Source organism: Mesorhizobium sp. Arg314 (assembly GCF_053714275.1).
The window spans coordinates 66,731-87,173 of record NZ_JBSKBP010000007.1; the positions used below are offsets into that span (position 1 = coordinate 66,731).

Here is a 20,443-nt window from a genome sequence, read left to right on the forward strand (position 1 = left end):
GGCCGTAGCCTTCATAGAGCGGAGACACTTATGAGGGCTTCAGCCGGCGAAGGCCGGAGCGGAGCGTACTTTAAGTACGTGAGCACCGGAAGCGCAGGAAACCATCGTTCGCAGGCCGGCATCACCTGAATATCGACACAGCCTAAGCCGACCGCACCGGGTCGAGCGTCACCTTGTAGAGCTCGTTGTCGTCGCGATCCATCAGCCGCACGGTGAGCTGTTCTGTCGCACCGGAAATATCGACCAGACCGAAGAACTGCAGGCCCGCCGAGGGCGGCAGGTTCTGGCCCTGCTCGGCGGTCGGCGCCTTGATGAACTTCAGCTCCGGTCCGAAAGTCATATCGAGGTCGTTGGGGCCGAAGGTGCCGGCGTGGATCGGACCTGAGACGAATTCCCAGAACGGGTTGAAATCCTGGAACTGGGCCTTGTCGGGGTTGTAGTAATGCGCCGCGGTGTAGTGGACGTCCGCGGTGAGCCACACTGTATTGGTGATGCCGGCATTCTTGATGAAGCGCAGCACATCGGCGAATTCGAGCTCGCGGCCCTTCGGCGCGCCATTGTCGTTGTTGCTGACGGCCTCGAAGCCAACCTTCTTCGCCGCGTCGTCCCAGACGACAAGGCTGAGCGGCATGTCGGCGGCAATGATCTTCCAGGTCGCCTTGGAATTTGCCAGCTCGCGCTTCAGCCACTTGGACTGCTCTTCGCCGATCATGCGCGACTTCGGCGTCAGCGTCTCTTCCAGGTCGGGGCCGTTCGGGCCGCGATAGGAGCGCATGTCGAGGAAGAACACGTCGAGCAGCGGCCCATGCGAAATCTTGCGGTAGACGCGGCCCGGCTCCGAAGGCTCGTAACGGATAGTCGTCATCTCATGGAAGGCGCGCGCCGCACGCGCCGCCAGCACATGGATCGATTTTTCCGTGTAGCGGTTGTCGGCGCTCAGATTCTTCGAATCCGACCAGTTGTTCAGTACCTCGTGGTCGTCCCACTGGTAGAAGGTCGGGCAGATGGCGCTAAGCGCGAGCACGTGCTTGTCCATCATGTTGTACTTCCACTGGTCGCGGTACTCGTCCAGCGTCTCGGCGACCTTGCGCTTGCCGTCGATCATGACGACGTTCTTCCACTTGCCGCCGCCGGGCAGGTCGACCTCGTCCTTCATGGCGCCGTCGGCATAGATCGTGTCGCCGGAGTGCAGGAAGAAGTCCGGCGTGTGCTTGGCGATGGTCGAGTAGGTCTTCATGCCGGTCTCGTCGATGCCCCAGCCCTGACCGGCGGTGTCGCCCGACCAAGCGAAGCGCACGTCGCGCTTGGACGACGGCGCGGTGCGGAAACGGCCGACGATCGGCTCGGAGACGGTGTTGATGTCGGAAAGATCGGCCGCGACCATGCGGTAAAAGATGTCCTGGTCGGAGGCGAGGTCGGTGAGCAGGCGCTTGACCGTGTAGTCGCTGGCCGGCGAGGTATCGAGCGGCGCGAGCCTGGTGGCGTTGGCGAAGCTTTCGGTCGTCGACACTTCGTACATGACGCGCGCCGGACGATCGGTGCGGGTCCAGGCCATGCCGGACGTCGCGTCGACGTCGCCGGACTGGACGCCATGGGTGAAGGCCGGGCGCTGGTTGGCGCGCGAATAGTAAGGCAGAGCGAGGCCGGAGGCACCGACAAGGCCAAAGGCGCTGGCCGAGGTGACGAAAGCGCGGCGGGTCAACGAGAGCTTGTTCATGGCTGTCTCCGGATGGCGTTGAACGGGACCGCCAAGCTGTCGCCTCAATGTTTCAGGCGCATTTCGGAACCATGAAGTTTTGATAACAGTGCACTCTTCTCCTTCTCCCCTTGTGGGAGAAGGTGGATCGGCGCGCAGCGCCGAGACGGATGAGGGGTGTTCCAGCGGAGTGACGCGTTGACGTTCCTGTGGGTGAGGCGGCGCTGACGCTCCAGCGGAGCGAGACGCCGGCATTCCCTGGAACACCCCTCATCCGACCGAGCTTCGCTCGGCCACCTTCTCCCACAAGGGGAGAAGGGAAAGATGCGCCTTAAGCGGCCTGCGGCTCCGGCTCGAAGGCCGGCCTGCTCGTATTGATCAGCAGCGAGATACAGGCCGCCGCGATACCGGTCATGCCGGCAATCAGGAACGCCAGTTCGTAATTACCCTGCAGCTCGCGCATCGTGCCGCCAAAGGCGGCGGCCGCCGCCGCGCCCACCTGGTGGCCGGCGACGATCCAGCCGAACACGATCGGCCCGCTGCGGTCGCCAAAAGCCTCGTTGGCGAGCCTCAGCGTCGGCGGCACGGTGGCGATCCAGTCAAGCCCGTAGAGCACGGCGAAGATGACCAGGCTGGTCGCCGAGAAGCCGGAATAAGGCAGGTAGATCAGCGACAGCCCGCGCACCGCGTAGTAGACGCCAAGCAGCTTGCGCGGATCGAAGCGGTCGGTGAGCCAGCCGGACAACGTGGTGCCGATCAGGTCGAAAATGCCCATCATCGACAGCAGGCCGGCGGCCTGCACCTCGCCGATGCCCATGTCGCCGCAAAAGGCGATGAGATGCGTGCCGACCAGACCGTTGGTGGTGAAGCCGCAGACGAAGAAGGTGGCGAACAGATACCAGAACACCCTGGTACCCGCCGCGCGGCGCAGCGTGTTCAACGTATGCGCGAGGAAGTTGCCCTGTGATGCCGGCGATACCGGCGGCACGTCGTCCGCATCGGCGCCGTAGCGCACCTGGCCGATCGAAGCGGGACGCTCGGGCACCAGCAGCAAGACGAACGGTATCAGCGCCGCCGTTGCGATCGCCACGGCAATCGCCACCGGCTTCCAGCCGCCGCTCTGCGCCAGCGAGGCGATCAGCGGCAGGAACACCAGCATGCCGGTGGCACTGGACGCCGACATCAGGCCCATCATCAGACCGCGATTGGTCTTGAACCAGCGGTTGACGATCGTAGCACCCAGCACGCTCGCCACCGCGCCGGAGCCGATGCCGGAAAACACCCCCCAGGTGAGGAAAAGATGCCATGGCTCGGTCATGAACAGGCTGAGCGCGGTCGATCCCGACATCACCAGCAACGCGCCGAGCAGCGTGCGGCGCAGCCCGATGCGCTCCATCAGCGCCGCGGCGAACGGTCCGGTCAGCCCGTAGAGCAGGATGCCGACACTGGCGGCCCAGGACGTAACGTCGCGGCGCCAGCCAAAACTCTCTTCCAGCGGAACCATCATCACCGACGGCGCCGAGCGCAGCCCGGCCGCGATCAGCAGGCAGAAGAAGATGACGGCAACGACGACGAAAGCGTAGCGCTGGCCAAACGGACGAGACTGAGCTATCATGTTACTGACCGGTACGTTGCAATGGGGTTATGGCTTACATACGTACCGGTCAGTAACATTGTCAAGCGAGTTGTTTGCATGCCATCGGACAATAAAATTGAAGCGTCGATCAACGAGGCGCCCGCGCCGAGGGCGGCGGACAAGATCCTCGACGTGGCGCGCGACCTTTTTTATCGCGAGGGCATCAGGGCGATCGGCGTCGACGAGATCGTCAGGCGCGCCGGCGTCACCAAGCCGAGCCTCTACCGCAGCTTCCCGTCCAAGGATGAGCTCGCTGCCTCCTATCTGCGCAAATACGACCTTGAGTTCTGGGAACGCTTCGACGAGGCTGTCGACGCGCATCCGGGCAATCCACGCGCCCAGATCATCGCTTTCCTGACCCGTGTCGGCAAACGCACGCAGAAACCCGACTATCGCGGCTGCGGTATGACCAACGCGGCGGTGGAATATCCCGAGCGCGGGCATCCCGCGCGGGTGGTGAGCGAGAACAACAAGGTCGAACTGCGCCGGCGCCTGCGCGAAATGGCAGGCGCGATGGGCGCGGGCGATGCCGACACCCTCGGCGACGGGCTGCTGCTCCTCATCGAGGGCGCCTATATCAGCGGCCAGCTTTTCGGACTGGGCGGACCGGCGGCGGCCGTCGCCCGCAACGCCGACCTGCTCATCGAAGCCAGCTTGAAGAAATAGCGGTTTGCCGGCCATCAGTGAGCGTCGGCGCTGCCCCTCACCTGCCTGCCGGCATCCTCTCCCCGTATAGTGACGGGGAGAGGGGCGCTCTCATCGATGGTTTCGCCAATCGCCAGCGCTGAAAGAAAATCGCCAACGCTGCGGCCAGCCCTTTCTCCCCGTCACTATACGGGGAGAAATGCCCGGCAGGGCAATGAGGGGCGGCGCCGGCATCGACGATTGAAGCGCGTTGCATATGGGTTGCCCTGACATCCCTGGGCCCCCGCAGATTTTACCGCTACGCTGCTGCACCAAACGGAGGTCTTCGGATGCGTACCTGGCTTGCTTGTACCGCCTTTGCCGTCCTCGGCGGATCAGCCCATGCCGGCGACATCTCCAGCGCCTACACCGATCTCGACTGGAAGAAGGACTGCGTGACCTATGCGCAGGCCGCCGAAGGCGACGGCGATTGGGCAAGCCTCGTCTGCTCCGGCTATCGCGGCTACCCGGTGCTGATCGGCTACGACGATGCGCGCGAATCCGTCTACTATGGCTTTCCGTCCGACGACATGACCGCGGTCTGGGAGAGTTTTTCCGCCTTCAACGGCTCCGGCCCCAAGGTCGAGTGGCGCATCGAGACCAACGGCGGCGTCGCCGCCCCTTTCGCCGCCATTCACCGCCGCTCGGTCAGCAACCCGCAGGACGAGAAGAAGTCGATCGAGGTGCTGGTCGTCGCCAAGGTCGCGCAACCGGAAGAGCATCAGGGCTGCACGATCGGACTGGTATTAGCCACCGGCAACGCGCAGGCCAACGACCAGGCGCGCAAGCTCGCCGACGACAAGGCAAAGACCTTCACCTGCGGCAAGGACAAGCGCGAGGTGATCGGTGACGTGCCTCCCTTCGGCAGGGTGGACAACTAGCCGCTCTCCGCCAACCATTGGAGCAATTCCAGGAAAAGTGTGAGCGGTTTTCCGTCCGGAATTGCGTCAAAACAAGGAGATAGAGCGGTTCGCCGTTTCCGTGAAACGGTGAAACGCTCTAGGCCAGTGCCCGATTGGGTTCCCATTCGCCGGCGGGCCTAGTAAACCCTAGCCCGATCGCAGCCGGCCTCGGGAGGTTCCGTTTGTCCAGTTTTGTCAGCGTCGCAAACCAGAACGGCGTGGCGGTGGTCACCATCGACAACCCGCCGGTCAATGCGCTGAGCTTTCACGTCCGCAAGCCGCTTTACGAGGCGCTGGCGGCGCTGCGCGACGATCCCTCCGCCAGGGCGATCGTCATCGCCTGCGCCGGCCGGACTTTCGTCGCCGGCGCCGACATCACCGAGTTCGGCAAGCCTGTCGAGCAGCCGGAGTTGCGCGCCATCGTCGCCCTGCTGGAGACGATCCCCAAGCCAACGGTCGCGGCCATCCACGGCACGGCGCTCGGCGGCGGGCTGGAGCTGGCGCTGGGCTGCCATTTTCGTGTCACCGACCGGGGCGCCAAGCTCGGTCTGCCGGAAGTGAAGCTCGGCCTGCTGCCGGGCGGCGGCGGCACAGTGCGGCTGCCGCGCCTGGTCGGGGCCGCGAAAGCGCTCGGCATGATCGTTTCCGGAACGCCGATTTCGGCCGGCGAAGCGAAGGCGGCCGGTCTTGCCGATGCGGTTGTCGATGGCGATCTATTGGCGCAGGCAATTCGTTTCGCCAGCGAAATGGCTCATCGGGGCGGCCCGTTCGTGCCGGTGCGCGAACGCAGTGACCGCCTCGCCGAGACCGATCTTGCCGCTTTCGACGCCCAGGCGGCAGAACTGACCAGGAAGGCCGGCGGACTGGAAGCGCCGCTTGCCTGCGCCGAGGCGGTGCGCAATGCGATCGCCTTGCCGTTCGACGAGGCGCTTGCGGCCGAGCGGCAACTCTTCCTGAAGCTCGTTTCGGGCGATCAGTCGCGCGCGCAGCGGCATTTGTTCTTCGCCGAACGCGAGGCGGCGAAAATTCCGGGCACGGATTTGCAGAAGCGCCGGATAGAACGCGTCGGCATCATCGGTGCGGGCACGATGGGCGGCGGCATCGCTATGGCCTTCGCCAATGGCGGCTTGCCGGTGACCTTGCTGGAGACGAGCGAGGAGGCGCTACGGCGCGGGCTGGCGACAATCGAGAAGAATTACACCGTCTCAGCCAGCCGCGGCTCGCTGAGAGAAGAGGCCAGGCAGCAGCGGCTCGACCTGTTCAAGGGCAGCACCGACTATGCCGACCTTGCCGATTGCGACCTGATCATCGAGGCCGTGTTCGAGGACATGGCGGTCAAGAGGGAAGTCTTCGGCAAGCTCGATGCAATCGCCAAACCCGGCGCCATCCTCGCCACCAACACCTCCTATCTCGACGTCGACGCGGTCGCCGCCTCGACCTCGCGGCCGCAAGAAGTGCTCGGCATGCATTTCTTTTCGCCGGCAAACGTCATGAAGCTGCTTGAGATCGTGCGCGCCGAAAAGACCGCGCCCGAGGTGCTGGCGACGATCACCGATCTCGCCCGGCGCATCGGCAAGGTGGCGGTGGTCGTCGGCGTTTGCCACGGCTTCGTCGGCAACCGCATGCTGTCCGCGCGAGGTGCCGAGAACGAGCTTTTGCTGCTCGAAGGCGCGACCCCGCATGAGGTCGACGAGGCGTTCACGGATTTCGGCTGGCCGATGGGACCGTTCCAGATGGGCGACCTGGCCGGCCTCGACATCGGCTGGCGCAACCGCAAGGCGCGCGGCCAGACGGCGGTGATTGCCGATACGCTTTGCGAGCAGGGCCACTTCGGCCAGAAAACCGGACGCGGCTGGTATCGCTATGAAAGCGGCGCCCGCGAGCCGGTTGCGGATCCGGAGGTCGAGGCGCTGATCCGTACGAAGGCGGCCGAACTCGGGATCGCCCGGCACAAGATCGGTGCCGACGAGATCATCGAGCGCACGCTCTATCCCCTGGTCAATGAGGGCGCCAAGATCCTCGAGGAAGGCATCGCGGCACGTGCGTCCGACATCGACGTCGTCTGGGTCAACGGCTACGGCTTTCCCATCGGCAAGGGCGGGCCGATGTTCTGGGCCGGGCTTGAAGGGGCAGCGAAGATCGTCGAGCGGCTGGAGTATTGGCACCGGCAAACGGGACGGGCGATTTTCCAGCCGGCGCCGGTGTTGAGGCGATTTGCCGAAACGGGGCGCTGGGAGGCGGTGGGAGGCCCCCAATAATTTCGTCATTCCAGGGCGAAGCGAAGCGTAGACCCTGGAATCCATGCCGTTACATCAAACGAAGAACGCGGCGGTGCAGAACGGGCGCTGGCGCTGCACCTCGCTAGTTCTGCACCGTTGCGGCGCTCGACAGTTACGGCATGGATCCTCGGGTCTGCGCCGCGTCGCTACGCTCCTTGCTCCGCCCGTGGATGACGAACCCAGAGGCGGCGAAGCCAAATTTGACCACGTGGACAAAACTTAGGGGCCGTTCCATAGTCTCTCGTCTGACATTTTCTTGAACGGCCGGCTCGACACGGCCGTCGAGGGTCACCGACGGACATTGAAAGCCGAAAACGCAAGAATCTTCCTGCACTGTGCCAAGGGTCGCCCCCCACTCCGTCGAGCTGTGCTCGACACCTCTCCCTCGATCGACGGGGGTAGAGGAAGGGCGCCAAGCGCGCCGTTGACGAAGCTCGATTCGTCGCTCGCCAGGAACAGCGCGGCCCTGGCCACTTCCTCCGGCTCGCCGATGCGGCCCTGCTGCGCGGCCATCGCGGCATCCGGATTGTGAGCATGGAAAACCCCAATCCACCGAATTTTGAAAATGAGTTTTCGGAAATCGCTCAAAAATAGCAATCGACAAAGTCTACTAACTTTATAGATTAATGGTCGCGACGGAGGATCGATCATGTCCTACATTCAGAACGCCCAACGCAAAGGCCAGAGGCTTGCCGCCGACCAGAGCTGGAGGCCCGCTTATGGCGGCACGTTCGCCTACCTCGTCTTTGCGCTGGCATTTGTGTTCACCGGCGCCGTCGTCTTCGGGATCATCCCCTGACTGAGCCGGGGCCGAGGCCCCGCCGTCCAATAGTCTGAGTTGAGTAATCGGAGCTGAAGACTGGCGGCGGGCCGGTGCGCTATCGCGTGCCGACGCATGGATTTCATTCGGGTTCGGAGCGGGGCGACCCAACGTGATGGAGGAGATGGCAATGCCGATCGAGTTCACGCATGTTCCCGGTAAAGCTGCCAACGGCAGCTTCTTCTATGATTTCGCCGAAACCGCGACCAAATTGTCGCTGATCGAGGATGCCGGCTTTCGCAAGCTGGTGGTGGACGATCCGGCCGGCCTGCTCACCAATATGGACATCGCCGCGCAGACGCTCGACCGCACCGGCTCGCTGGAGGTGGTGCTGACGCATTGGGCCGGCGTGATCGAGCCGACGGTGGCGGCAAGGCAGCTCGCCGCGCTCGATCGCAGAGGTGGCGGCCGCCTGTCGCTTCGCATGCTGAGCGAGCCGCTGGAAGACAGCGATGCCGAGGCGCGGCCGGTCGGCCACAATGTGGTCTGGCAGCGCATCGACGAATATCTCGTGCTGTTGAAGCGGCTGTGGTCTAACGAGGGGCCCTTCGACCACGAAGGCGCCTTCTACAGCGTCAGAGGTGGCTTCGTGCCACGCAAGGGCCCGCATGGCGCCGACCTTGCCATCCGCCTCGGCGGACAGTCCGGCACGGCGCTGAAAATCGCCGGCAAGCATGCCGATGTCTTCGAGCTCGCCGCCGGCTCGCCCGACGAGGTGCGGCAATTGATCGAGCGTGCACGCAGCGCCGCCGCCGAGCACGGCCGAGGCGGCAGGCTGCGCTTCGCGCTTCCGGTCCGCATCCGCCCGGACGGCTGTACCGGCACCCCGGATCACAGGGCGGTCGAGATTGCCGGGCCGCCGGCGCGGCTCGCCTTGGCGCTTTTGCCCTATGCGGCGCTCGGCATCGAGGAGTTCATGATCGGCGGCATCGACCGCCCAGGCGAGATCGCCCGTATCGGACGTGAGACGATCACGCTGGTCGCGAATTCGCTGGCGCGCCGCGAGGCGGAGGTCCCGCAACCGGGCGCGTTTGCCTCCCACACCATTGCCGAACACCGCGCGGGCTAGAGCAATTCCAGGAAAAGTGTGAGCGGTTTTCCGTCCGGAATTGCGCAAAAACAAAGGCTTAGAGCGGTTCGGCGATTCCGTGAAACGCTGAACCGCTCTAGAGCATGATGCCGAAAAGTGTGAAGCGGTTTTCGGGCAACATCATGCTCTATCTCCGAAGTCACCGCGCCCCGGAGTAGTCCAGGCCATCCATCACATAATCCGCGAACAGGAAGTCGCGGATGCCGGCGATCCGGCCGTCTTCCCAATGGACGAGAACGAAGTAGCGCGGCGGCCCGTCCGGACGGTCGGGACTGGTGACCAGAATGGCGGGCCGGCCTTCGACAAGCCCGGTCGTGAAATGCCAATGCGTTTCGTCGGCATAGCGGCCGAAATAATTGCCGACATACTCCTTGCCGTCGGCGCGCAGGCGGTTGACCAGCTCGAGCTTGACGTCCTGGGCTAGAAGGCGGCGCAGGGCATCGAAGTCCCTGGCGTTGAAGGCGGCCACATAGTCTCCGAGGCGCCGCGTTTCCTCCTGGTTGAGGGCCGGGCGAGGCGACAGCGCTGTCCGCGGCGCGGCCGCAAGCTTGCGCAGGCTCGCACGCCCCCGCTGCAGCGCGCCCTTGATCGCAGTGTCTGAGGTTTGGAGGATTTCGCCGATCTCCTCCAGGCTATGGCCAAGCACATCCTTCAGCACGACCGTGCATCGTTGCGCCGGCGGCAATTGCATCAGTTCGGCCAGGCTCGCCTCGGCGGCAATGCGGGCATCCAGCGCCGAGTTCTCGTCGGCAATCGCATCGAGCTCGATTTCGCTTTCGCGCCCGCGCGAACGGGCGCGCTTGCGTAGAAAATCGAGTGCCGCGTTATGCGCGATGCGAAACAGCCAGGGTTCTGTCCTGTCGGGCATGTCGCCATTCCTGATCGCCACGAAGCCTTTGGCCAGAGCCTCCTGGACGATGTCTTCGCCATCGATGACCGATCCAACCATCCGCGAAGCGTAGCGGTGCAGCTTGGCCCTCAAGCCGGCCGCCTCGCGCTCGAAGGCGCGAAGCCTGGTTTCGGTCGCCGCGAAGGACTGATCCTGCGAACCGGTCACGCGTCCTCCTGGTTTTCCACCCCGCCCGCATGGGAATAGGTCGTGTGACCCATCATGCTCTCGCCGGCGGCCAGCTCGACGATGCTCTTCATGTAACCGGCGAAGCGGGGATCGCCGCGGAAGGCCGCGATGTCCTCGGCCGAACGCCATTGGGAGATGTTGGCGACCTTGCTGCCGTCGCCACCGACGACCACCGATGACGACAGCGAGCCCGGCTGCTTGCTGAAGAAGTTCCGCGTCCCTTCGGCAAGGACCTTCGCAAGGTCCTGCTGCTTGCCCGGCTTGGCGGTGAAGACGTTGATCAAGGTCACTGTGGTCGACATGGCTCGGCTCCGCTTGTCCTGATGGCGGACGCCGTCGTGGCTTCCGCAATCGTCACAACCGTCAAGACGAACGCGATGCCGGGAACGGAACGGTGCATCTAGAAAATTCAGCGCGCCGCACCCGCGAACTGCCGCAACGCGGTGATGACGGCCGCCGACTCCGCCAGCGCGCCGAACACGCCGTCCTCCACCGTCACCATGTGCAGCGCGGCCTCGTGGGCCTGGCTGTCGCCGCTGGCGCAGGCATCCGCGATCGTCAGGCACTGAAAGTTGCGGTCGCAGGCCTCGCGCAAGGTGGTATGCACGCAGACATCCGTCGTGCATCCGGCGAACATGAGATGCGTGATGTCCCGCGCGCGCAGGACCAGTTCCAGATCCGTGTAGGTGAAGGCGCCGTTGCAGGTCTTGTCGACGACGATGTCTTGCGGCTCGACCTCGATATCGGAAACGATCTGGAAACCCGGGCTGGAGCGCAGCAGGATGTCGGTGCCGTCGAGCCCTGCACGCTTACGCCGCCATTTCTCGTAAGGCGTCATGTCGGCCATGTCGGCGCGGTAGCCCTGCCTGGTGTGAACGATGGTCAGGCCGGCGGCACGAGCGGCCTCGATCAGCCGGTTCACCGCCGGCAGGATGGCCCTCATTAGCGACGGATCATAGCCTTTCCTGGCGAAGTAGCCGGTCGGCGACAGAAAATCCTCCTGCAGGTCGATGACCAGCAGCGCCGTATGCTGCGGCACCAGCCTGCCGTCATAGGGAAAGTCGAACGGTATCGCCTTGATCATCCGCGGTCTCCTTCTTCGTTATCGAGCATAGCCTGCCGCGCATGCAGCGGAAGCCCCGTGGTGCTCGCCGGTGCCCGCCCCGGAGCGATTAAGCAGCGGTTCGCCGGATTTGTTGCCTGGATTCCATCTTAATCTTGACTATCATAGTCATGTTTCATACTCAGTTGGCAAGCCATGGCGGAAAGCCGTGACCGAGGTTCGCACCAGCCAGCCGACAACACCTGCCGGTTCGTGCCATGACAAAGCGAGGACGAGACTTGTCCCGGAGCGTTCTGTTCGCAGCGCTGGCCGCATCCGTGATTTTTTCGGCTGAGATAGCCGTGGCGCAGCAGCAGCCGACAACACCGCCGCGACCAGTCGCCCTTCGTCTTCAGCTTGCGGGACTAGGCTGTCGAGACGGATGGGTGGTACGCGACCCAACAATTCAGCTTAACCTTGAGATGCGGCTGGTCCGCCGGAAAATCATATGACGGTATTCACACGCCGAGCTCTTCTCAAAACCGCCGCCGCTGCCGGCCTCGCCGGCGCTGGTGCCGCGACCGTCGGCAAGCTTGCCGGACTTGCAGCAGCGAAGCCCGAGCCGCTGATCCTGAAGACCGCAGGCATTCAGGCGCGGCTGACGGACGGTGCGCCGACGAAGAATGTTCTGACCTATGGTGAAGCCGGCATGCCGCCGGTCGTCAGGATGAGGAAGGGTGAGCCGTTCGCCGCGCGGTTGATCAACGGCATCGACGATCCGACGACCATCCACTGGCATGGCATACGCGTTCCCAACAAGATGGACGGCGTGCCGTTCCTGGTGCAGCCCTACGTCTATCAGAGCGACCGTTTCGACTATGCCTTCACCCCGCCCGATGCCGGTACCTTCTGGTACCACCCGCATTGCAACACGCTGATCCAGATGGGTCACGGCCTGACCGGCGTGATTGTGGTCGAGAACCGGAACGATCCGGTCTTCGATATCGAGATGGTCGTCAACCTGCGCGACTGGCGGTTGGGCGACGACGGCCAGTTCATCGAGCCGTTCAGGCCGCGCGACGCGGCCAAAACCGGCACTTTCGGCACGGTGCGCACGGCCAACTGGCTCGACCAGCCGCAATTCGACGCGCCGGCCGGCGGGCTGGTGCGGCTTCGGACCGCCATCACCGACGTCACCCGCATCTATGCCTTCCGCGTCGACGGCGCCGAGGCGACGGTCATCGCGCTCGACGGCAATCCGGTGCCGCAACGTTTTACGCCCGATGCCTTGCAACTGGGACCCGGCCAGCGGCTGGAGCTTGCCATCCGCATGCCCGACGAGGAAGGCGCGATCGTCAGCCTGCGCGATGTCAGGGGCACCAAGCCGAAAATCCTGGCGACGCTGCGTTCGGTCGGCAGATCGCTCAAGCACGATCTTCGCGATCTCGGCCGGCTCGAAGCCAATCCGGTGGCGGACGTGGATGTCGCCGGCGCCAAGCATATTGCTCTGGCGCTGAGCGCCACGGCCGAAAACGTGCCGGGTGACGGCATTTGCGGCTCGCTCGGCTACAGTTTCTGGGCGATCAACAAGGTGCCGTGGCCCGGCGACACGCCGGACCCGACGGCGCCGCTGGCCGAACTGAAGCTCGGCCAGAGCTATGTGATCGACATGGAAAACCTCACCCCGCACTCGCACCCGATCCACCTGCACGGCATGAGTTTCAAGGTGCTGTCGTCATCGACCAGCGCTGTCCAGCCGCTCGTCTCCGACACCTATTTGATCCAGCCCAATGAGAAGGTTCAACTGGGCTTCGTAGCCGACAATCCCGGCGACTGGCTGCTGCATTGCCACATCATCGAGCATCAGAAGACGGGAATGACGAGCTATCTTCGGGTGGTGTGAAGAGCGTCTCGTTTTCGTGAGGCGGGTTGACCCCGCAGTCTGATTGCCTAGGTAGGCAACTTGCAGGCGGGGCGACATCCAACTTCGACCGACGGCATGACATCTTCGCGCATTCGAAAACTTGCCCTTGTTGCGGCAGGCATTTCTATCCTGTCTTCCTGCGTCATTCCCGATGATGCGTCGCGGGTCGCGAAGGAGGACGTCACCGCTGCCGCTGCCCGCAGGGAAATGGTCGGCCTCAGCGAGGCCGACATTCGCATGTGCGCGGGCTTTCCGAGCGCAACGGCCGACGTGGGATCATCCGGCCAGATCTGGACCTATCAGCGAACCGTGCAGCGCGGCAATCTCAACATCGTGGTGCCGACTTTGGCCATAGGTGCGGTCCCCGCTGTCGGCGGCTCGGTCAACGTCGCCCCCGGCGGCTATTGCAACACGCAGATTCGCATGCTCAACGGCCACGTCGCCGAGGTTGCCTATGCCGGCGACAACAACCTGCCGAACAGCCGCGACGCGCTCTGCGTCAGCACGGTGGACGCCTGCGTGGCTTATGCGCGCCAACACCGTTACAGCGCGCCGGCGGTATCAAGATAGGCGGAGCACCACGGCGGGCGGATGATATTTTCAGACATCGGATGCGGGCATTCCTGGTAGCGCATCGAAGCCGCGTCGTCGAACCGCCAGTAAGGCTGTGGAGAAATCCCAATTCGTCTGGCGCAACGTCCATCGACGCAGGATTCAGTCGGGCGCCAGAAGCATGTATGCTCAACGATACTGATTCTTCTGATCATTTGGCTGGTCGATGTGAGAAAAATCGTCGCTGCACTCACCGTAGCTGTTGTTCTTGTCGTCGGGCTGCTCTTCCTTGTGCCCGCTCTTGTTTCAACCGACTGGGTTCGTGCCGAATTGAGCCGGCAACTGTCATCCGCAACCGGAATGACCATTCGGCTGGACGGGCCGGTCAGATTGTCGTTGCTGCCCAAGCTGGCGGTGGTCGCGGACGATATCTCGCTCTCGACCGGCACAGGCGACATCGCGATATCCGCTCCGCGTTTTTCGACGTCGGTAACGCTGTCGTCGCTATGGTCGAAAAAGCTTGAGATACAGTCCGTCGCGCTGATGGATCCGACAATCGCGCTCAAGGCTTCGGCAAACGCGGCCTCGCCTCCGGAACCGAAGGATGTCCAGGCAGATCCGTTCGCGGCGATTGTCGATGCGCTCGAGCGGCTGGCGATCAACCAACTGACCATAACGAATGGCACCCTTACCTCGGGCGCTTCTGCCGGCAATGCCGCCACGGTTACGGCAATCGACGCCGATCTGAGGATTCCTGACCTCGACCGGGAGACCTCGTTTTCAATGGCAGCCACGAGTAACGGCCGCCGGGTCGAAATGAGTGGGAGCCTTTCCGCATTGAGGCCGATCCTCAAACGGCTCCCGGCCCAGATCGCCATTGAGGCGCGGCTCGACCCGGCGCCGGTTCCCAAATTCTCTTCATTGCATGCGAGCGGCGAGATCCAGCTCAACGGCAATGGCAGTTATCAGATCAAGGGTGGAAAGTTCGATATTGGCGATCAGAGCTTCCAGATGGATGCGCTCTTTCAGCCAGGGGCGCGGCATCGCTTCTTCGCCGACCTCTCAGCGAAGCGCGTCGATATCGACGCCTTGAGCGATATTGGAAAGAGTGGTTCCGGCGCGGGCAAACCTGCAGCCGGTTCCGCAGAACCCGACCTTGCCATGCTGTCCGCTTTCGACGCCGACATCAGCATTGCCATCGATGAGTTGGTCGGCGGCAAGATACGGGCTTCCGACGTCCAGCTCGCAGCAACGTTGCGCGACGGGCATCTCGAGGCAAAGCTGGAGCATTTTGGCCTCGACGCGGGAAGCCTCACCGCGAAAGCCTCGACGAATGTCGGTGAAACGCCTCCCACCATACGGGGCAACATTGCCAGTTCAGGGCTGGACATCGGCTCGATAGCGAAGCTGGCCGGACAATCCGTGCCATTGTCCGGCAAGCTCACAGCCGATATGGGGTTCGCTTTTCGCGGGCTCACCGCGGAACGCATCCGCAGCAGCGCCAATCTGCAGGGAACGGTCGGAATTCGCGAGGGCAAGCTTCCGCTTGCAGCACTTGCCGATGCCCGAACGGCCGACGACATCACCGGGCTCAATCTTGACGTGAAGGTTCACGAAGTCGGCAAGCCTGTCGATTTGACGGGCAAGCTCGCGTGGCGGGGGCAGGCCGTGACGTTCAAATCCCAGGTCGCGCCCGCGTCCTTTCTTGGCCGTGCCTCTGATGCCGACGCATCCGGGCCGATCAGCCTTTCGGTTTCCTCCAAATATCTCGAAGGCAGCATAAACGGCGTTGCCGGAGGCGGTGGCACGTTCAAGGGCCAGGCTTCGGCCACGTCGCCCTCGGTCGACAAGCTGATGCAATGGTTGGGACAAGGCGCTTCCCGCAGTCTGCAGGACTTTGCCTTCAAGGGCGATGTCGATGCCGGCCCGAAGCAATTCTCCTTCCAGAAGGCCACCGTCACCTTGAACGGCGTCAAGGCGTCGGGGCAAGGCTCGGTGAAACTGGGGGAGCTTCTCACGATCCGGACGTCGCTCAATTTCGCGAAACTCGACTTTGCAGCGCTCGCCGGCGGCGGCGGGGCCGTGGCCGGCGGCAAACAGAAACCGGGCGGGGCAGCCGACGCGCCGATCGATCTTTCCTTCCTCAAGGGAATCGATGCCAGGATCGAGGTCGCGGCAGACAAGCTCGGCTATGGAAAAGCCTTCGCGGGGCCGGTCGCAACGGTCCTGACGATTGCCGACGGCAAGGCCCACCTGAACGTGCCGCAAAGCCCCTTCTACGGCGGCACGATTGCCGCGGAAATGACCGCCGACGGCTCCCGCGACGCCGCTTCCCTGGAACTGAACACTGCGATCGCTGGCGCGGCTGCGGCTCCCTTGCTTCATGATGCGACGGATTTTGACCGCATCGAAGGAACGCTCGATGCGACGGCCGCGGTTTCAGGCTCGGGAAAGACCACGAGATCGCTTGCCCGTTCCCTCGGCGGCAAGGCGGCGACAAAGTTCAGCGACGGCGCCTTCCGCGGCATCGACATAGCGGAGGTCTACAACAACCTCGCCGGACTGCTCGCCGGCGGCTTCAAGCAGGATCAGGCCAAGAAGACGACATTCACGGAACTCGGCGCCTCATTCGCGATCGAGAACGGCGTCGCGCAGACGACGGACATCAGCCTGCTGGGCCCGCTGCTGCGAATGGACGGCTCGGGCAAGATCGACCTCGCCGACCAGACGCTCGACATGCATCTCAACCCCCGCGTCGTCGCTTCGCTTGCCGGGCAAGGAGGCGAGGTTGCCGTAAAGGGCATCGGGGTGCCGATCATGGTCCAGGGTCCGCTGTCCGCGCCCCGTGCCTATCCGGACCTGAGCGCGTTGGCCAAGGACCCGCAGGGCGCGCTGGATATGTTGAGCCGCCTCGGGCTGCCGACCGGAAAACTGAATCTCGACAAGCTGATTCCGGGCCAAACGGGCTCGAACGGCGACGGTTCCGGCAAGGGAGCGGCGGATCTGATCGGCGATCTTCTGCGCAACGCCGCGCCCCGGCCCAAAGCGTCGCCCGCCGCTCCGGAAGCAGCCGTGGCGCCGGACAACGGCAATACGGAAAACCCGCCGCCGCCAAGTTCGAACGCGGGCGGCGGCGCCGAAGCCGAGACCACCGCGCCAGCGGTGGAACCCGCCTCCGCCGATCCGCAAACCGCCCCCGCTTCGCCCGAAGCTTCGAAGAAAGGGGAAATAGACACGCTCCTCGATCAGCTGGCGAATTAGCGTTACGGGATGCGCTCGGTCCGCGGGGATGGCGTGAAAGACACCGATCGCACTTGCGAACTTCAAGCCTGAAGGCCGGCTTCGGGCATGCCGGCTCAAAACATGATCTAACGCTCATATGTGCGGCCGAAAATCAATGTGATCTCCGGCCGCCTCAAATCGTCCCCAATCCGGAGGTTCTTCCGGCCCTGACTTGGAGACGTTGGAGAGGCCGATGAAATTATCTGTTCTTGCCCTTGCCGGGACCATGCTGGCCGTGATGCCAGCGGCGGTCCAGGCGGCGCCGATGATTGGCGTGCCGGCCGGAAATAGCCTGGTGCGGGAGGCGCATGTCACATGCGCTTATTTGACCGATGACGGCTACTGCGTGCGGCCGCACAAGACGCACAAATACTGGAAGCGGCAACGTTACTACAGGCCCGCCTACCGCACCTATGAGCCGCAGCCGCCGGACGAGTATGACTGGCGCTATCAGCGTCCACGCACGATTATCCGGGTCATTCCCAACTACCCCCCGCGGGACGAAGACAATCGGGATGATTGGGACGATTGAGGCCCGCCTAATGCATGTCGCCCAGAAGTGTGCAGCGGTTCTGGGACAACGACATGCATCAAAACAAAGACTTTAAAGCGCGTCGCCTGAATCCGGTTCGGCGCGACGCGCTTTAGGGCAATTCCAGGAAAAGTGTGAGCGGTTGGGTTCGGCGTCTTCGCCGCAACCTTCCGCCCGGAATTGCGTCAAAACAAGGAGATAGAGCGTTTCGCTTGCCAAGCGGCCCGCTTGCGGGCCTTTTGGCCCAAAGTGGCCGGCATTCGGCCCATCCACGAAGAGCGGAGAATCGCGGCTCCTACCGCTTCAGGGCGATGCTGATGCCGCTGAGATCGGCGTTGACCTGCAGGCCGACCTGCCTGCCGGTGAGCTCGAGCTGGGCGCCCTTGTCATTGGTCATGACGATCACCTGGGCGCCTTTGCCGAGCGCGCCGCCGCCGCCGGCGGCGCCGTAGACACCGGTCACATCGCTGGCGCGGCGAATATGCCGAACGGTGCCCTGGAAATAAGTCTTGGAAGCCCCGAAGGCGAGGCCGCCCGAGACGCCGCCGACCGAGATAGGATAGCGTTTGCCATGGAAAGTCAGCGTGCCTTCGCCGCCGGAGCCGCCGATGAAGAAGGCTGCCTTGTAGACGGAAAAGCGGATCGTGCCGCTGTCGGCATGCGCAGCGCTTGCAATGCTCACACCCGCTGCGGCGATTGCCGCGACCGCGACGGAACGGAACCTGGACGAAATCATCATGATGGAACTCCTCAAGGATCGCCGCTTGCCCAACCGGCCGGGCACGTCAGCTTCGTATCAAAGCATAGTTGAACAGTCTCGGCCCGTCATTGGTTCCAAGCACACAGCCTGAAATCCGGCGTTCACGAAATGCTGAGTGAGAGGCAAAAGCCGACGCGAAGCAATGCTCATGCTGGCTGGTGGAGCTGAGGGGGATCGAACCCCTGACCTCGTCATTGCGAACGACGCGCTCTCCCAGCTGAGCTACAGCCCCGTTCCAGCGGATCGGCTTGTATCGGTCGCTGCCGTTTCATGTCAAGGCGAAACGGCTGCCTGGCGTCGATGCGCGCGGCCGGCGGGCCTTGCCGGCTCCGCACGCAATGGCTACATGTCGGCGACAATTTGGAGACCGGCATGATCGCCCTTATTCAGACCATCGTCATGGCGCTTGATATCTACTGGTGGATCATCATCGCCTCGGCGATCTTTTCCTGGCTCTACGCCTTCAATGTCGTCAACTCGCGCAACCAGTTCGTCGGCACCGTCGGCAACATGCTCTTTCGGCTGACCGAGCCGGCATTGCGCCCGATCCGCCGCTTCATGCCTGATCTCGGCGGCATCGACATTTCGCCGATCATCCTCCTGTTAGTCATTTTCTTCATCCGGCAGTTTCTGGTCACCACCGTCTGGTCGTGGGTCGTCACCGGCGGCTGATGAACACGTCGTTTCGGCTGCGCGAGAACGGCATCGACCTTTACGTGCGACTGACGCCGAAAGCGGCGCTCGATCGGATCGATGGTGTCGGGACCACCGCCGATGGTCGCAGCTATCTCAAGGCCCGCGTTCGCGCCGTGCCGGAGAACGGCGCCGCCAATGCGGCGCTGGAACGAATGCTGGCCAAGGCGCTCGGCGTGCCGGGGTCGGCCGTTTCGGTGGTTGCCGGCGGCACATCGCGGCTGAAGACGCTGCGGATAGCGGGGGATGGGGCTGAATTGGCGAAGAAGGCTGAGGCGCTCGCCGGCGGTTGAAGTCGATGCGGCCAATTCCATCGGTTAGCGCTGCCCCTCATTGCCCTGCCGGGCATTTCTCCCCGTATAGTGACGGGGAGAAAAACGCCGGCGTCGGCGATTTCGCTAACCATCAACGTTGCAGAAAGTAGCGCCGAGGTAGCGGCCAGCCTTCTTCTCCCCGTTTACGGGGAGAAGGTGCCGGCAGGCGGATGAGGGGCGGCGCGGCGGTTGAAGATTGAGCAGCTTGTGGGCGGCAATTTTGCCTGCCGCAGGCAAAAGTTATCGCCTCAATCGCCCAGCGGCAACCTCGGATCGTCCACCTTCAGCGTGTTCACGCTCTGCTTGATGCGGCGCAGGTTCTCCAGCACTTTCGGCCCGCGCGATTCCGCCACCGTGGTGGCGATCATGTCGACGATGGCTAAAAGCGCGTAGCGCGACGAGGTCGGTTTGTAGATGTTGCCGTCCTCGACGGATTGCAGAAGGATGACCGTCTCGGCGACCTTGGCCAAAGCCGAGTCCGGTGCGGTGATGGCAACGGTCGCCGCGCCATATTGCTGCGCGACCTCGACCGCTTCGATCACCGAACGCGCATAGCCGGAGACCGAGAAGGCGACCAGCGTCGTCTCGGGCGTCGCGACGGCGGCATACATGCGCTGCAGCTGGCCGTCGATCTGGGCGAGCGCCGACAGGCCGAGCCGGAACAGCCGGTTCTGCATCTCGGTCGCCATCATCGAGGAAATGCCGCCGGAGCCTATGCACAATATGTTGCCTGAGGCGGCGATACGGGCGGCGACATCCATCAGCGTCGTCATGTCGAGGTTTTCGCTGGCGCGCTGGATGGCGGCGATCGCCGCTTCGGTAATCGCGGAGGCGATGCGCTGCTCGCGCGCGTCCCGGCTGAGCGGCTCCGGCGACAGATACTGGCCGCCGATGGCGATTGCCTGCGCCAGGTAGAACTTGAAATCGCGCAGGCCTTCGCAGCCGAGATTGCGGCAGAAGCGGGTGACGGTCGGCTCGCTGACGCCCACGCGCGCGGCAATCTCCGAGATGGCGGCCTTGGAGGCGAAATCGAGATCGGAAAGCACCAGCCCGGCCAGCCGGCGGTCCGACTTGGTGCCGTCCTGCGACATCAATTGCAGGCGGGTGATGATGTCGGCCGGGGTCTTCATTTATATTTATCGATCTTCACGTCTGCATT

The 20,443-nt window shown here is 63.6% G+C and carries 18 protein-coding genes, 1 tRNA gene and 1 pseudogene; 11 read left to right on the plus strand and 9 right to left on the minus strand.

What is annotated here, in order from left to right; translation table 11 throughout:
* Positions 1-142 precede the first annotated feature (142 nt).
* Positions 143-1,717, minus strand: coding sequence for an alkaline phosphatase D family protein (locus ACWGS9_RS09575; RefSeq protein ID WP_454505015.1), 1,575 nt, complete (start codon positions 1,715-1,717; stop codon positions 143-145).
* Positions 1,718-2,027: 310 nt separating this feature from the next.
* Positions 2,028-3,311 (minus strand): MFS transporter, encoded by a 1,284-nt coding sequence (locus tag ACWGS9_RS09580; protein WP_454505016.1) that lies wholly within the window; start codon positions 3,309-3,311, stop codon positions 2,028-2,030.
* Positions 3,312-3,389: 78 nt separating this feature from the next.
* On the opposite strand from ACWGS9_RS09580, the gene ACWGS9_RS09585 reads away from it, so the two are divergent.
* The 3 genes from ACWGS9_RS09585 to ACWGS9_RS09595 all read left to right on the plus strand — a co-directional run bounded on the left by ACWGS9_RS09585 (position 3,390) and on the right by ACWGS9_RS09595 (position 7,176).
* Positions 3,390-3,998 carry a TetR/AcrR family transcriptional regulator gene (locus tag ACWGS9_RS09585; RefSeq protein ID WP_454505017.1) on the plus strand — a complete coding sequence of 203 codons (609 nt, stop codon included), beginning with the start codon at positions 3,390-3,392 and terminating at the stop codon, positions 3,996-3,998.
* Between the two features lie 308 nt (positions 3,999-4,306).
* Positions 4,307-4,897 (plus strand): hypothetical protein, encoded by a 591-nt coding sequence (locus ACWGS9_RS09590; protein ID WP_454505018.1) that lies wholly within the window; start codon positions 4,307-4,309, stop codon positions 4,895-4,897.
* Between the two features lie 203 nt (positions 4,898-5,100).
* Positions 5,101-7,176, plus strand: a complete 2,076-nt coding sequence (locus tag ACWGS9_RS09595; RefSeq protein WP_454505019.1) for a 3-hydroxyacyl-CoA dehydrogenase NAD-binding domain-containing protein — start codon at positions 5,101-5,103, stop codon at positions 7,174-7,176.
* 438 nt (positions 7,177-7,614) lie between these two features.
* On the opposite strand, the pseudogene ACWGS9_RS09600 reads toward ACWGS9_RS09595, so the two are convergent.
* Positions 7,615-7,719 (minus strand): annotated as a pseudogene (locus ACWGS9_RS09600) (SDR family oxidoreductase); the annotation flags it as partial.
* A gap of 127 nt (positions 7,720-7,846) precedes the next feature.
* On the opposite strand from ACWGS9_RS09600, the gene ACWGS9_RS09605 reads away from it, so the two are divergent.
* Together ACWGS9_RS09605 and ACWGS9_RS09610 are read left to right on the plus strand one after the other, a co-directional pair.
* Positions 7,847-7,996, plus strand: a complete 150-nt coding sequence (locus ACWGS9_RS09605; protein WP_140544253.1) for a hypothetical protein — start codon at positions 7,847-7,849, stop codon at positions 7,994-7,996.
* 151 nt (positions 7,997-8,147) lie between these two features.
* On the plus strand, positions 8,148-9,086 hold the full coding sequence (locus ACWGS9_RS09610; protein ID WP_454505020.1) for an LLM class flavin-dependent oxidoreductase: 939 nt from the start codon (positions 8,148-8,150) through the stop codon (positions 9,084-9,086).
* Between the two features lie 160 nt (positions 9,087-9,246).
* Here the strand turns inward: ACWGS9_RS09610 and ACWGS9_RS09615 are convergent, their stop codons facing one another.
* The 3 genes from ACWGS9_RS09615 to ACWGS9_RS09625 all read right to left on the minus strand — a co-directional run bounded on the left by ACWGS9_RS09615 (position 9,247) and on the right by ACWGS9_RS09625 (position 11,269).
* Positions 9,247-10,164, minus strand: coding sequence for a sigma-70 family RNA polymerase sigma factor (locus tag ACWGS9_RS09615; protein ID WP_454505021.1), 918 nt, complete (start codon positions 10,162-10,164; stop codon positions 9,247-9,249).
* Positions 10,161-10,487, minus strand: coding sequence for an antibiotic biosynthesis monooxygenase family protein (locus ACWGS9_RS09620; protein ID WP_454505022.1), 327 nt, complete (start codon positions 10,485-10,487; stop codon positions 10,161-10,163). Before ACWGS9_RS09620 ends, ACWGS9_RS09615 begins: the two co-directional genes overlap by 4 nt.
* Positions 10,488-10,594: 107 nt before the next feature.
* Positions 10,595-11,269, minus strand: a complete 675-nt coding sequence (locus tag ACWGS9_RS09625) for a cysteine hydrolase family protein (protein ID WP_454505023.1) — start codon at positions 11,267-11,269, stop codon at positions 10,595-10,597.
* A 466-nt stretch (positions 11,270-11,735) separates the two neighbouring features.
* Here ACWGS9_RS09625 and ACWGS9_RS09630 point away from each other — a divergent pair, with 466 nt between their 5' ends.
* The 4 genes from ACWGS9_RS09630 to ACWGS9_RS09645 all read left to right on the plus strand — a co-directional run bounded on the left by ACWGS9_RS09630 (position 11,736) and on the right by ACWGS9_RS09645 (position 17,517).
* Entirely contained in the window at positions 11,736-13,130 is a 1,395-nt protein-coding gene (locus tag ACWGS9_RS09630) for a multicopper oxidase family protein (protein ID WP_454505024.1), read from the plus strand.
* Positions 13,131-13,226: 96 nt separating this feature from the next.
* A complete protein-coding gene (locus ACWGS9_RS09635) occupies positions 13,227-13,721 on the plus strand; it encodes a hypothetical protein (protein ID WP_454505025.1) in 495 nt (164 codons plus the stop codon).
* A gap of 210 nt (positions 13,722-13,931) precedes the next feature.
* On the plus strand, positions 13,932-16,964 hold the full coding sequence (locus ACWGS9_RS09640) for an AsmA family protein (RefSeq protein WP_454505026.1): 3,033 nt from the start codon (positions 13,932-13,934) through the stop codon (positions 16,962-16,964).
* A gap of 214 nt (positions 16,965-17,178) precedes the next feature.
* Positions 17,179-17,517, plus strand: coding sequence for a hypothetical protein (locus ACWGS9_RS09645; protein WP_454505027.1), 339 nt, complete (start codon positions 17,179-17,181; stop codon positions 17,515-17,517).
* 295 nt (positions 17,518-17,812) lie between these two features.
* Here ACWGS9_RS09645 and ACWGS9_RS09650 read toward each other — a convergent pair whose 3' ends face one another.
* Together ACWGS9_RS09650 and ACWGS9_RS09655 are read right to left on the minus strand one after the other, a co-directional pair.
* Positions 17,813-18,256, minus strand: a complete 444-nt coding sequence (locus ACWGS9_RS09650; RefSeq protein ID WP_454505028.1) for a lipid-binding SYLF domain-containing protein — start codon at positions 18,254-18,256, stop codon at positions 17,813-17,815.
* A gap of 177 nt (positions 18,257-18,433) precedes the next feature.
* Positions 18,434-18,509, minus strand: a tRNA-Ala gene (locus tag ACWGS9_RS09655).
* Between the two features lie 140 nt (positions 18,510-18,649).
* Between ACWGS9_RS09655 and ACWGS9_RS09660 the strand changes: the two genes are divergently transcribed.
* Complete coding sequence (locus ACWGS9_RS09660) at positions 18,650-18,949, plus strand: YggT family protein (protein WP_454505029.1); 300 nt, start codon at positions 18,650-18,652, stop codon at positions 18,947-18,949.
* Complete coding sequence (locus ACWGS9_RS09665) at positions 18,949-19,263, plus strand: DUF167 family protein (protein ID WP_454505030.1); 315 nt, start codon at positions 18,949-18,951, stop codon at positions 19,261-19,263. Before ACWGS9_RS09660 ends, ACWGS9_RS09665 begins: the two co-directional genes overlap by 1 nt.
* Positions 19,264-19,532: 269 nt before the next feature.
* Here ACWGS9_RS09665 and ACWGS9_RS09670 read toward each other — a convergent pair whose 3' ends face one another.
* Positions 19,533-20,414 (minus strand): MurR/RpiR family transcriptional regulator, encoded by an 882-nt coding sequence (locus ACWGS9_RS09670; RefSeq protein WP_454505031.1) that lies wholly within the window; start codon positions 20,412-20,414, stop codon positions 19,533-19,535.
* Positions 20,415-20,443: the final 29 nt, after the last annotated feature.

Bases quoted from the DNA above. Each gene is read 5' to 3' on its own strand.
- ACWGS9_RS09580 (WP_454505016.1), bottom strand. From the start codon at position 3,311: ATGATAGCTCAGTCTCGTCCGTTTGGCCAGCGCTACGCTTTCGTCGTC.
- ACWGS9_RS09670 (WP_454505031.1), bottom strand. From the start codon at position 20,414: ATGAAGACCCCGGCCGACATCATCACCCGCCTGCAATTGATGTCGCAG.
- ACWGS9_RS09620 (WP_454505022.1), bottom strand. From the start codon at position 10,487: ATGTCGACCACAGTGACCTTGATCAACGTCTTCACCGCCAAGCCGGGC.
- ACWGS9_RS09575 (WP_454505015.1), bottom strand. From the start codon at position 1,717: ATGAACAAGCTCTCGTTGACCCGCCGCGCTTTCGTCACCTCGGCCAGC.
- ACWGS9_RS09590 (WP_454505018.1), top strand. From the start codon at position 4,307: ATGCGTACCTGGCTTGCTTGTACCGCCTTTGCCGTCCTCGGCGGATCA.
- ACWGS9_RS09630 (WP_454505024.1), top strand. From the start codon at position 11,736: ATGACGGTATTCACACGCCGAGCTCTTCTCAAAACCGCCGCCGCTGCC.
- ACWGS9_RS09660 (WP_454505029.1), top strand. From the start codon at position 18,650: ATGATCGCCCTTATTCAGACCATCGTCATGGCGCTTGATATCTACTGG.
- ACWGS9_RS09645 (WP_454505027.1), top strand. From the start codon at position 17,179: ATGAAATTATCTGTTCTTGCCCTTGCCGGGACCATGCTGGCCGTGATG.
- ACWGS9_RS09605 (WP_140544253.1), top strand. From the start codon at position 7,847: ATGTCCTACATTCAGAACGCCCAACGCAAAGGCCAGAGGCTTGCCGCC.
- ACWGS9_RS09610 (WP_454505020.1), top strand. From the start codon at position 8,148: ATGCCGATCGAGTTCACGCATGTTCCCGGTAAAGCTGCCAACGGCAGC.
- ACWGS9_RS09625 (WP_454505023.1), bottom strand. From the start codon at position 11,269: ATGATCAAGGCGATACCGTTCGACTTTCCCTATGACGGCAGGCTGGTG.
- ACWGS9_RS09665 (WP_454505030.1), top strand. From the start codon at position 18,949: ATGAACACGTCGTTTCGGCTGCGCGAGAACGGCATCGACCTTTACGTG.
- ACWGS9_RS09650 (WP_454505028.1), bottom strand. From the start codon at position 18,256: ATGATGATTTCGTCCAGGTTCCGTTCCGTCGCGGTCGCGGCAATCGCC.
- ACWGS9_RS09635 (WP_454505025.1), top strand. From the start codon at position 13,227: ATGACATCTTCGCGCATTCGAAAACTTGCCCTTGTTGCGGCAGGCATT.
- ACWGS9_RS09585 (WP_454505017.1), top strand. From the start codon at position 3,390: ATGCCATCGGACAATAAAATTGAAGCGTCGATCAACGAGGCGCCCGCG.